General features: G+C 52.6%; 9 protein-coding genes. 5 read left to right on the top strand and 4 right to left on the bottom strand.

The features are described 5' to 3' along the window. The 4 genes from LKK83_RS24590 to LKK83_RS24575 form a co-directional block, all read left to right on the top strand. Positions 1 to 1,902: CHAT domain-containing protein (locus tag LKK83_RS24590; RefSeq protein ID WP_324634058.1), on the top strand; the 1,902-nt coding region annotated here is incomplete at its 5' end. A 94-nt stretch (positions 1,903 to 1,996) separates the two neighbouring features. After that, entirely contained in the window at positions 1,997 to 2,533 is a 537-nt protein-coding gene (locus LKK83_RS24585) for a M67 family metallopeptidase (RefSeq protein WP_324634057.1), read from the top strand. Positions 2,534 to 2,611: 78 nt separating this feature from the next. Beyond that, the gene (gene moeB / locus LKK83_RS24580; protein WP_324634056.1) at positions 2,612 to 3,784 is read left to right on the top strand and encodes a molybdopterin-synthase adenylyltransferase MoeB; all 1,173 of its coding nucleotides are present in this window, start codon (positions 2,612 to 2,614) and stop codon (positions 3,782 to 3,784) included. 280 nt (positions 3,785 to 4,064) lie between these two features. After that, positions 4,065 to 4,277, top strand: coding sequence for a hypothetical protein (locus LKK83_RS24575; RefSeq protein ID WP_324634055.1), 213 nt, complete (start codon positions 4,065 to 4,067; stop codon positions 4,275 to 4,277). 840 nt (positions 4,278 to 5,117) lie between these two features. Here the strand turns inward: LKK83_RS24575 and LKK83_RS24570 are convergent. The 3 genes from LKK83_RS24570 to patD all read right to left on the bottom strand — a co-directional run bounded on the left by LKK83_RS24570 (position 5,118) and on the right by patD (position 7,941). After that, a complete protein-coding gene (locus LKK83_RS24570) occupies positions 5,118 to 6,773 on the bottom strand; it encodes an ABC transporter ATP-binding protein (protein ID WP_324634054.1) in 1,656 nt (551 codons plus the stop codon). 118 nt (positions 6,774 to 6,891) lie between these two features. Then, the gene (locus LKK83_RS24565) at positions 6,892 to 7,458 is read right to left on the bottom strand and encodes a TFIIB-type zinc ribbon-containing protein (RefSeq protein ID WP_324634053.1); all 567 of its coding nucleotides are present in this window, start codon (positions 7,456 to 7,458) and stop codon (positions 6,892 to 6,894) included. Between the two features lie 114 nt (positions 7,459 to 7,572). Then, on the bottom strand, positions 7,573 to 7,941 hold the full coding sequence (patD, locus tag LKK83_RS24560) for a heterocyst frequency control protein PatD (protein WP_324634052.1): 369 nt from the start codon (positions 7,939 to 7,941) through the stop codon (positions 7,573 to 7,575). A gap of 282 nt (positions 7,942 to 8,223) precedes the next feature. On the opposite strand from patD, the gene LKK83_RS24555 reads away from it, so the two are divergent. Further along, a complete protein-coding gene (locus tag LKK83_RS24555; protein WP_324634051.1) occupies positions 8,224 to 10,485 on the top strand; it encodes a RelA/SpoT family protein in 2,262 nt (753 codons plus the stop codon). Positions 10,486 to 10,674: 189 nt separating this feature from the next. Here LKK83_RS24555 and dusB read toward each other — a convergent pair whose 3' ends face one another. Beyond that, complete coding sequence (gene dusB, locus LKK83_RS24550) at positions 10,675 to 11,727, bottom strand: tRNA dihydrouridine synthase DusB (RefSeq protein WP_324634059.1); 1,053 nt, start codon at positions 11,725 to 11,727, stop codon at positions 10,675 to 10,677. Positions 11,728 to 11,873 lie beyond the last annotated feature (146 nt).

Below are 11,873 nucleotides of genomic sequence, written 5' to 3'. Positions count from 1 at the left end.
GGGAATCAACAACCTCCCCCGAATCAACCCTCACAGAATCAACCGCCAGGGAATCAACAACCTCCCCCGAATCAACCGCCAGGGAATCAACAACCCGCGCCAAATCAACCCTCACAGAATCAACCGCCAGGGAATCGACAACCTGCGCCGAATCAGCAACCTGCGCCGAATCAACCGCCAGGGAATCAGCAACCTCCGCCGAATCAACCGCCAAGGAATCAACAACCCGCGCCGAATCCGCAACCGAGTCAGCAAGCGCCACCGCCGCAGGAAAATACCTCCTTGCGGGTGGCAAACAACCCGCAAGCGGATAAGATAGGAACGGCGAATCCCGGTTCGGGAGGTTCTGCACCGGCGCAAATTTTGCAAGTGGAAGCAAATACCACTGCGCTTTCCGTGGAAGGGATGCGATCGCCTGCACCTGCGCCCGCCCCTGCAGCACCTGCGCCCGCCCCTGCAGCACCTGCGCCCCAAAATGCCGAACCGGCACCTCAAAATGGGCAATCCGCCCCCAACGGCGAACCGGCACCTCACAATGGGCAATCCACCCCCAACGGCGAACCGGCACCTCACAATGGGCAATCCACCCCCAACGGAGAGAACTCCAGTTCGTCAACAAGTACACCCGCCCCGCGACAAGTGGCGGCAAATCTCACTCCCGTTACCGAGAGCTTAAATGCGGGAAATATCGGTAGTGCGGTAATGCAGCTCGATCGCGTACAAAATCAGCAATTTTCCGATTATTTCGGACAAAATCTCTCGGAGAATTTCCAATCTCCGCAAAGCATTCGGGATACTCTGAGCGAGATTACCCAGCAAACCGGCACCCGGGCGGGAATTTTTTATACTATGCTGCTAAGCGATCGCCTAGAATTGGTGTTAGTCACTGCTGATGGCACTCCGATTCGCGAAAGTATTACCGAAGCGAACCGCGAAGTGCTGCTGCAAACCGTGCAAAAATTGCGTTCGGCAATCACCAATCCCAGATTCCTCAATACCACTCGATATTTAGAGCCGGCGCAACAACTTTATCAATGGTTAATTGCCCCATTAGAAGAAGAACTGAAAGCGCGCGGCATCGATACCTTGCTGTTTAATATGGATTCTGGATTGCGATCGCTGCCGATCGCCGCTCTCCATGATGGCGAACGATTCCTGATTGAAAAATACTCTATGGCGTTGATTCCCAGCGTCAGTTTAACCGATATGCGCTACGTTCCCCTGCAAAACGCGCGGGTTTTAGCAATGGGAGCCAGTGAATTTACCCAACTCAATCCCTTACCTGCCGTTCCGGTAGAATTATCTACAATTGCGAAAACTCTGTGGCAAGGAGAAGCCTTAATTAACCAAGACTTTACTCGCGTTAATTTATTGAAAGAACGGCAAGAGTATCCCTATGAAATCATTCATTTGGCCACTCATGCGGAATTTAATGCCGGGGATAAAAGCAATTCGTTTATTCAGCTTTGGAACGAGCAATTACATCTCGGGGAATTGCGAACATTAGGGTGGAATAATCCTCCCGTTGAGTTATTGGTCTTAAGTGCCTGTCGCACTGCCCTCGGGGATGAAACAGCGGAGTTAGGCTTTGCTGGGTTAGCCGTGGCGGCAGGGGTGAAAACTGCTTTAGCGTCTTTATGGTATGTGAGCGATGAAGGCACTTTGGGATTGATGACAGAATTTTATCAGCATTTATCTCAAGTACCAATTAAAGCCGAAGCATTGCGCCAAGCCCAACTGGCGATGCTGGCAGGTGAGGTGAAAATTACCGAGGGTGAATTGCGCGGAAGTGGGCAATTGCGCGGCGTAGCACTGCCTGCGACTTTAGCACAAATCGGCGATCGCAATTTGTCTCATCCTTATTATTGGGCGGCGTTTACCATGATTGGTAGTCCTTGGTAACGCATGGGGTTGGTGCGTTACCCCCAATTCCATTGTGTGAGAGTCCCACGGATGGGCGGCGGGGGGTGACGCACCCTACGTTGGGGGGTGCGGGGTGTGGTACGATCGCAGGGAAAGCCCTCCCATTTTTGTCGCCTTGCGCCTGCAACTGCAACCGGAACATCTCGATAAAATTCGCACTCATGCAGAACGCACTTACCCCGAGGAGTGCTGCGGGTTGCTGTTGGGTTGCGTGACAGGGGGAGAGAAAATCGCGATCGCGGTTTGGGAAACCGAGAATGTGTGGAATCCGGACCGCGCCGCCGAATTGCTCCCCAATCAATCTCTAAATTGCGCCGCCGGAAGCGGGGAAAAAGGCTTGACAAAAGCGCGGCGATATGCTATTGACCCGATAGAGCTGTTGCGGGCACAGAAGCAGGGGCGCGATCGCAATTTGAGCATTATCGGCATTTATCATTCCCATCCCGATCGCCCCCCTATCCCCTCCCAGTGCGATCGGCAAAATGCAACCTCGCCCTACTCCTACCTCATCATCTCGGTACACCAGGGAAAAGCCACGGACCTGCGCCACTGGATTCTCGACGACGCCCATCAATTCCAACCCGCCCCCCTCCGCAGGGATATTCCCTAAACCCGGGGAAATCTCAACCCCCGGCAATTTCCCGAACTTCGATACAATAATAAATCTCTGTGTCCTCCCAAGACTACCATGCTCAACCCCAATCCGGACAGCATCTCCTTAACCCACGACGACTACCAACGCTACTCGCGCCACCTGACCTTGCCCGAAATTGGCGTCACCGGGCAAAAGCGCCTCAAAGCCGCCAGGGTCATCTGTATCGGTACCGGGGGACTCGGTTCTCCCCTGCTGCTTTATCTCGCCGCCGCCGGAATTGGGCGGATCGGCATCGTAGATTTCGATATTGTCGATACCTCCAACCTGCAACGGCAAATCATTCACGGTACCTCCTGGGTGAATCAACCAAAAATCGAATCCGCCAAACGCCGCATCCTGGATATCAATCCCTTCTGCCAAGTTGACTTATACAACACCCGCCTAACCTCGCAAAACGCCTTAGACATCCTCAAACCTTACGATATTGTGGTGGATGGGACGGATAACTTTCCCACCCGCTATCTGCTCAACGATGCTTGCGTCTTGCTAGATAAGCCGAATGTTTACGGATCCATCTTTCGGTTTGAAGGTCAAGCCAGTGTATTTAATTACCAAGGCGGCCCGAACTATCGCGACTTGTATCCCGAACCGCCACCGCCAGGACTAGTGCCTTCTTGCGCGGAAGGCGGCGTATTAGGCATTTTGCCCGGACTGATCGGCGTCATCCAAGCCACCGAAACCGTGAAAATCATTACCGGTGTGGGCAAGACCCTGAGCGGACGCTTATTGCTTTATAATGCTTTAGAAATGAAATTCCGGGAACTGAAGCTCACACCCAATCCGGTTCGTCCGACGATCGACCGTCTGATAGATTACGAGCAGTTCTGCGGAATACCCCAAGCTAAAGCAAAGGAGGCACAACAGAAGATGGAAATCCCCGAAATGACCGTGCAAGAGCTAAAACAGCTTATCGATAGCGATGCCACAGATTTCGTACTGGTCGATGTCCGCAACCCGGATGAATATGAAATCGGTAAAATTCCCGGTTCGGTCCTGGTTCCCCTTCCCGACATCGAACGCGGCGAGGGGGTGGAAAAGGTGAAAGAAGTCGCGAACGGGAAACGGCTAATTGCCCACTGCAAAAAAGGCGGGCGCGCGAGCAAAGCACTGCAAATTCTTAAAGAAGCGGGCATCGAAGGGACGAATGTGACAGGCGGAATTCTGGCGTGGAGCGAGCAAATCGATCCGTCAGTGCCGCAATATTAACGGTATTGCGTTTCTTTGCAAGGGGTCCCAGGACAACCCTGGGAACCCAAAGCGGAACCTGGCATCGCCCCCGGTTAAGATTCGCTAATCGTCCCGTTAAATGGGGATAAATTTAGAATTGTCAAGGGCCATTTGGCTTAATTTGGCTCGATCCCCGGTAGTTATTAAGCAATATCACAAAAATGCGGATTCGACCCAAAACTCGGGAATAATAAGAATAGGGAGCGTTCAATCTTATGCGATCGCAGAACCTCCCAATGCAGTTTTTGAGGAACATATCATGCCTGGTTCGATCTATGAAGCACAACGGCACTCATCCAATTATTTAAACCCCCAATCTTCGTCTCGTTCTAGTGCCTCTAGCACCCTTTCCAGTCGCGCCCTTTGCCGGCGAAATGGGTGGGATAAAGAAGAAGAATTGATGGCAGAAAGATTGCGCGGTTTGCCGGAAAGGTTGGCATCGTTGGAAAGTTTGCGGGAATTGTCCACTTAAGCGGGCTATGATTTTCCCCTAATTTCACTCCCTCGATCGCGTAACACCCCCGGGGTAGCGATCGCATCTCCATCCCCGCAACCGCATCCCGCAACTCCAACCCCCACCCTGGGGCGTCGCCACTCGCCCATCCAGAATTCATACTTAACCCTCATTCTCCATTGGATCCAGGGGCCTCAGCGCGTCAAATTATCCGAGGATTAAATAAAAAGCACTCGATTGAAATCCCGCCTTAGCAGGGTAAGTCCCCCTACCCGCACTAATCCGTTTTCTGACTATTCCTCCGGAGATGACATGACGCCCCTACCCAAAAAAAATCCCACAGCATTAAACTGTGGGAGCATTTCCTCTATTTTATCGGCCCCTACGCCGATCCGGTGCGGTTGGGCAGAACCCAGCACAGCAGGGGGCAGTACATAATCGTGAAAATCGTCACAACGGCAACGATCCATAAGCTGTTAATTACATCTGGAGTCATATTTTATTCTATGGCTTGCTATCCCACCCCGTAAGGATTCGGATGCTCGCCACCCTCGAATTCAACAAAGATTTTCATCTTTCTGTCTTCATTTTGACTTGCGAATTGCCAAACTGTATAGGTTTTTACACAAAAATTAACAAACTTATGCTGAATGAGACTTTTTACTTACTAAACATTGTTAACAATTCTCTCGTTTCCAGTAGCGCTCCCCTGGGCAATTGCCACTTTTAAATTGCATAAAAACTTCGGTTATTTTGCCCCGGGTAAATTCCGCAAAAACATACCGGGAATAAGCACAAGCTGAGCTTATTTCCCGGAGAGACACAGGCGACGCGAAAGCAATTTAAGAGTTTAACCGCTTATCCGGTGCGGGCCAGCAGGGGGGCGGCGTCGAGCAAGGTTTTGGTGTAGGGATGCTGGGGATTGGTGAAAATCTCGCGGGTATTGCCGATTTCGACAATTTGCCCGGAATTCATCACTGCAATGCGATCGCAGAAAAATCGCGCCACCCACAAATCGTGCGTAATAAACAAATAGGTGAGTTCAAACTCGCGCTTTAGCTCCAACATCAACTGCAACACCTGAGACTGCACGCTAGCATCGAGCATGCTGACGGGTTCATCGCAAATCACCAACTGAGGACGAGTAATCAGCGCCCGAGCGATCGCCACTCGTTGCTGCTGGCCCCCAGACAACTCCGAGGGGAAGCGATGGTAAAATTCCTCCACCGGGGTCAATCCCACGCGATCGAGCATGTAAAACACCTCTTGCTGAGCCTTATCGGCGGAAGCCAGATGGTGAATCAACAGGGGATCCGCGATGCTTTGTCCGATAGTCATCATTGGATTGAGACAGGCGAGGGGATCCTGAAACACCATTTGCATGTGACGGCGCTGCTGGCGCACCGATCGCGGCGAGAGCTTGGTTAAATCTTGTCCTAAAAACTCCACCGTCCCCCCAGTGGGTTCGACCAACTGCAAAATCGTGCGCGACAGGGTACTTTTTCCGCATCCCGATTCTCCCACCAAACCGAGAATTTCCCCCGGGTAAATTTCCAAACTCACCCCATCCACCGCTTTAATGGTTTGGCTTTGTTTGGACAACAACCGCTCGATGAAATTGCACTCTAAGGTGTAGTGTTGTTGCAATTGTCGCACCTGCAGCAGGGGGGGAGGGTTCTGCGCGGGAGGCGGGGCGGCGGATTCTTCCTCCACCGCCTGGATGTGGAGCGCGGCTTCCAGGAGCGATCGCGTATAGTGGTGTTGCGCAGAGAACAACACCGAATCGGTCTGTCCCATTTCCACCAGTGCGCCCTTATACATAACGGCAATGCGATCGCAGTATTCTCCCACCATTGCCAAATCGTGAGAAATCAAGACCAAAGCCAAATCGCGATCGCGGCACAAGCGGGTCAGTTCTTGTAAAATTTCCGCCGACACGGTGACATCCAAACTGGTAGTAGGTTCGTCCGCCACGATTAACTTGGGGTCGAGCAACAGGGCCAGAGCGATCGCCACCCGCTGACGCATTCCCCCGCTAAACTCGTGCGGATATTGAGACCAGCGTGCCGCCGGAATTTTCACCGCCTCCAAGGTCGCGATCGCCTTCTCCTTCGCTTGCTTGCGGGTCAAGCTCTTTTTGTGAGATAGTACGGTTTCTATACAATGTTCTCCAATCGTCATCAGGGGATCCAAGCGCGTCATCGGATCCTGAAACACCAGCGCCACCGCCTCCCCCCGAAAGCGGCGCAACTCCTCCGGCGACAAATCGAACACCGATTTTCCCTGAAAATAGACCCGTCCTTCAACCTGGCTAGTGGGGGGGAGCAAGCGCATCGCCGCCCGTCCCAAAGTAGACTTTCCGCAGCCCGATTCTCCCACCAGTCCCAATCGTTCCCCCGGTGCGAGCTCGAACGACACATCGTCCACCGCCCAAACCGGATCCCTCCCTGCGCCACCGTTGCCCGTCGGATAGGCAACCCGCAGATTTTCCACGCGAAATAAAGCTTCACTCATCCCCATTTTGGATTGTCGATTGTAGAACTTAGATTATCCGTAAATCTTGCAGAAGAATCAAAAATTGAGCAGAAAATTGACTGAAATTTTCCCCGCTTAATTCTTCTGATGCGGACCTCTATTGAGGCTTATCAAATCGGCGCATTAAATAAGCCACGCCAAAATCACCATTCGGATGATTTTCCAGGACTTCCGCCAATTCAAAAACCATTTCAGCCACCTCTGGTCCCAACTTATCGATGGTGGCAAGTCGTTCTTTATCCGCATGAACCACAGAGCGGACTTGCGCTTGCCAATCGCTGGAAAAGAGCTGCTCGAGAGTATCGTGCAGTCCCAACTCTTCTAGGAGTTCCCACTCCCCGCGATCGCACCAGATCCCGCCGCAACTCGGACAGCGCTCCACATAAAACGGGGTTCGCACCATAACCTTAGCGCGAGACAGATAGCGCTTGCACTCCGGGCACAACCCCGCCTTCATATCCTGACGGGCCGGGACAAAATTATCGGCCATTTCCCTAGCGACTTGCGTGGGGGGTACCTCCCGCTGTTCTTGAGAAATTTTCCAGCGATCGTATTCATCCGGCGGTATCCAATTTCCCTGACATTCCGGGCAGTGCTTCACCGCCAGATCCCCGGATAAAAAGCCATCGCTAAGGGTCACGGTTCGGTCTTTTGGGCATTCCATGTTTTGCAATTTACCTGGTCGAACGGTTACTCTAAACACAAGGGGAGGAGATCGCGCGGCGATCGCCCCGGATCCGGAGCGATCCCCACGGCGGCGATCGCCAACCCTGACCTTTCAACTATTATTAACCTCGAGCAGCGCATCGCAGTAGCGAATTAACCGTTGCAGGCGATCGCGAATGGCATCAAGGCGCTGCTGCACCGTCGTCGGTTGTCGCGCCGACAGCAGGAAGAGCGCATCATTGCCCAACAACCGCTGCTGCTTGTGCATTTCCGTGCGATACGACTGCACCCGGGACACATCTGCGGGGTCTAAAGCATCCATCGGCAACGGTAAAATTTGCTCCTGGAACACATGCTGCAAGTCCCCCGCCGCCGCTTTTAAAGCGGTTTTATCCACAGAAGGTGCATCCACACGCTCTTGCAACCGCAACAGCGCGTCCTTAAATTCTCGATAGCGCTGGTAATGAACCTCTGGCAGCATAAGTTGAAAAAAGTTGTCTATATTATTAGAGTAGGCAATTCGTACAATTTAATAAAGCTTTACATTAGGCAAACCCCGAACCTCGGCGTTTCACGCAGTCTCTTCACGAGTGCGAAAGGCTTTACAAGCGGGGAGTTGCGGAACTCAACCCCCTCCATGCCTGCCAGCGATCGCCGACAAATTTAGGAAAATCAATCCCCTATCTGTATCGCAAGATACAGAAAATCGCCTAAAATTGGCAAGTATTGCCGAACCTCTTGTATTGTTATTCTTTTAAACGACATGATTATGAATCCCGTTGCTCAAACCTGTACCTTTGAAGTAGAAATTCCCGACTGGTTACAAAAGTGCTTAATTGCACGCGAAGACTCTCCCGACATGACCCCGTTCAACATGACGCCGGAAGAGAATTCCCTCGTCTGTCGGGCGTTTGAGTTCGCCTATCGCCTGCACGAATGTCAGCGGCGAAAATCCGGAGAACCCTACATCATCCATCCGATTGCGGTGGCGGGGTTACTGCGCGATCTCGGGGGAAGCAGCACCACGATCGCCGCCGGGTTTTTGCATGACGTGGTAGAAGATACCGACGTCACCCCGGAAGAAATCGAACAGCGCTTCGGTCCAGAAGTCCGCCAACTCGTCGAAGGCGTCACCAAGCTATCGAAATTTAACTTTTCGAGCAAAACCGAACGACAGGCGGAGAATTTCCGCCGAATGTTTTTGGCAATGGCGAAAGACATTCGGGTGATTGTGGTCAAATTGGCCGATCGCTTGCACAACATGCGAACCCTCGAGTCCCTCCCCGATGCCAAACGTCGCCGCATCGCCCTCGAAACCCGCGAAATCTTCGCCCCCTTAGCGAATCGATTGGGGATCGGGCGGTTTAAATGGGAATTAGAGGACTTGTCCTTTAAGTATCTCGAACCAGAAGCGTATCGCGAGATGCAGAGTTTAGTCACCGAAAAGCGCACCGATCGCGAAGCGCGACTGACCCAGGTGAAGCAAGTATTGCGCGATCGTTTAGAAGGAGTGGGGATCTCTTGCATCGATATTAGCGGACGTCCCAAGCATCTGTATGGGATTTACCAAAAGATGCAGCGCCAAAAGAAAAAATTTGAAGAAATTTACGATGTGGCGGCAATTCGGTTAATCGTCGAAAAAAACGAAGAATGCTATCGCGCTTTGGCGATCGTTCACGATGCCTTCCGCCCGATCCCCGGTCGCTTTAAAGATTATATCGGATTGCCCAAACCCAATCGCTATCAATCCTTGCATACGGTGGTCATCGGACAAACCGGACGCCCCATCGAAGTGCAAATTCGCACCCTGGAAATGCACCATATTGCCGAATATGGGATTGCGGCCCATTGGAAGTATAAAGAAACTGGGTCAAGCAATACCAAACTGACCGGAGAAGATGAAAAATTTACCTGGTTGCGTCAGTTATTGGAATGGCAAAGCGACCTCAAGGATGCACAGGAATATCTGGAAAACGTCAAGGATAATTTATTTGACGAAGATGTTTATGTGTTTACCCCGCAAGGGGATTTGATGTCCCTACAGCAAGGGGCAACCCCGGTGGATTTTGCCTATCGGATTCATACAGAGGTAGGGAATCACTGTGCGGGGGCGAAGGTGAATGACCGGATCGTACCCTTGGGGACGCCGTTGAAAAATGGGGATATCGTCGAGATTATTACCCAGAAAAACAGTCATCCCAGTTTGGATTGGTTGAATTTTGTCTGCACCACCACGGCGAAAACTCGCATCCGCCAGTGGTATAAGCGATCGCACCGGGAAGAAAACGTGAATCGCGGTCGAGAGCTGTTGGAGAAGGAAGTGGGCAAAAATGGGTTTGAAGCGCTGCTCAAGTCCGAACCGATGCTGCAGGTGGCCGGGCGATGCAATTATCACAGTGTAGAGGATTTGCTCGCTGGGTTGGGGTATGGGGAAGTCACCCTCAATCAAGTGGTGAATCGCTTGCGCGATACGGTGACGCAACAGCAACCGGTGGAAGAAATCGAGGTGATTTTGCCCCCGACTTCCGCCCCTCGACCGGCACCTCCCCCCTCCACTGGCGGTCAATCCCCGATCGCCGGCGTGGAAGGGTTGGTGTATCATATGGCGGGATGTTGTACGCCGATTCCAGGCGAACCGATTATTGGCGTGGTGACGCGCGGCGATCGCGGTATTTCGATTCACCGCCAAGGGTGCGCTAATGTGGAAAATATCGTCGGCGATCGCTTGATTCCGGTAAGCTGGAATCCCCAAAACGAAAAAGAGGGGCGTCCCCATACCTATCCGGTGGAGATTCAAATCGAAGTGCTCGACCGCGTGGGGGTTCTCAATGATATTTTATCTCGCTTGAAGGATAATAATGTCAATGTCCGCAGTGCTAATGTGCGAACCTATATGGGCAAACCGGCAACCATCGAACTGGGTATCGATATCCGCGATCGGCCTCAGCTAGAACGCACTTTTACCCAAATTCGCCAAATCAGCGACGTCCTCAATCTACGCCGCATGAGCCATTTGCCGGCTTAATCCCGGGCGATTGAAGCGGGCGATTGAAATCCCTGTCTGGGCTTTTCTTCCTCCGCCTACGCGGACTCTTTATTGCCTCGTTCCCAGCACATGCTGGGAACGCACTTCTGAGCTACTGCTTCCTTATCTCTGGGGGTGGAGATAACGCAACTGAGAAACCTAGTACCTCACCCTGGCTGAACTGACGCCCTAGGCGGGTTGGAGCTGCGAGGTTGCTGTGTCTGCGGCGTTACCCTGTGCCAACTGCGCGATCGCGCCATCGATTAAGGCGCATCCTTGTGCCACTGACTCTACCCGCGCCAAGCGATCGCGCAATTCCCCCGCACCGACGAACCCTTTGGCATACCAGGTCATGTGCTTGCGAGATTGGCGAATGCCGCGATCGCCCTTGTACTCCCACAATGCCTGTAAGTGTTCTTTCGCACATTCCAACCGCTGGATTGCCGTGGGGGCGGGCAACTGCTGGCCGGTTTTCAAGAAATAGTCGATTTCTCCCACTAAAAATGGATAGCCCAAAGTACCGCGCGAACACATGACCCCATCCGCCCCGGTTTCCTGCAAGCAGCGCACCGCCGACTCTACGGAAACGATATCTCCATTGGCGATCGTGGGAATCGAGAGCATCTCTTTTACCTGAGCGATAATATCCCATCGTGCCGTACCGTTATATCCCTGCGCCCGAGTGCGCCCGTGAATGGTAATCATCTGGGCACCGGCATCTTCCATCCGACGGGCAAAGTCGAAAATGTTAATCTCCTCATCGCACCATCCGATGCGAGTTTTCACCGTCACCGGCACCGCCACCGCCTGCACCACCGCCCGCACGATCGCCTCTGCAGTGTTCGGATCGCGCAGCAAGGAGGAACCGCCCCCGTTTTTGGTAATTTTATTCACCGGGCAACCCATGTTAATATCGATGGTATCGGCTCCTTCCCGAACCGCCATCACCGCCGCTTCGGCGAGGAACTGCGGACGACAGTCAAACAGTTGAATGCTTATCGGTCGTTCTTGCGGGTAAACTTCCATGATTTTGGGCAATTCCCGCGCGTAGCGCAACCCACTGGCATGAACCATTTCCGTGTACATCATCGACTCTGGGGCATAGCGCCGCACCAGGCGACGAAATACCAAATCGGTGACGCCGGAAAGGGGAGATTGCAACACGCGACTGTTCACCTCCAGGTTGCCGATTTTCAGGGGCGGGGCTAATCTTTTTTGCAATTCAGGGCACAGTTGGGGCATGGTTGGATTCATCTTTGGTCTGGACACCATTAGGCAGGTGGGATGCCTTAAAATTGTTCTATTTTAGCGTTAAAATGCCATGTTTGGCGGGAAAATTCTGGTCTCAGGGGTTGACAAATTAATGGGCATCGGCTACAATAAATGCG

The sequence above is a fragment of the Phormidium sp. CCY1219 genome, from assembly GCF_035615515.1.
Lineage (GTDB): Bacteria > Cyanobacteriota > Cyanobacteriia > Cyanobacteriales > Laspinemataceae > CCY1219.
Note: the sequence above shows the minus strand (reverse complement) of the source record. Positions and strands in the feature narration are given on the sequence as shown.

Coding starts and splice junctions, on each gene's coding strand:
- dusB (WP_324634059.1), bottom strand. CDS start 11,727: ATGCCCCAACTGTGCCCTGAATTGCAAAAAAGATTAGCCCCGCCCCTG.
- patD (WP_324634052.1), bottom strand. CDS start 7,941: ATGCTGCCAGAGGTTCATTACCAGCGCTATCGAGAATTTAAGGACGCG.
- moeB (WP_324634056.1), top strand. CDS start 2,612: ATGCTCAACCCCAATCCGGACAGCATCTCCTTAACCCACGACGACTAC.
- LKK83_RS24570 (WP_324634054.1), bottom strand. CDS start 6,773: ATGAGTGAAGCTTTATTTCGCGTGGAAAATCTGCGGGTTGCCTATCCG.
- LKK83_RS24565 (WP_324634053.1), bottom strand. CDS start 7,458: ATGGAATGCCCAAAAGACCGAACCGTGACCCTTAGCGATGGCTTTTTA.
- LKK83_RS24555 (WP_324634051.1), top strand. CDS start 8,224: ATGATTATGAATCCCGTTGCTCAAACCTGTACCTTTGAAGTAGAAATT.
- LKK83_RS24575 (WP_324634055.1), top strand. CDS start 4,065: ATGCCTGGTTCGATCTATGAAGCACAACGGCACTCATCCAATTATTTA.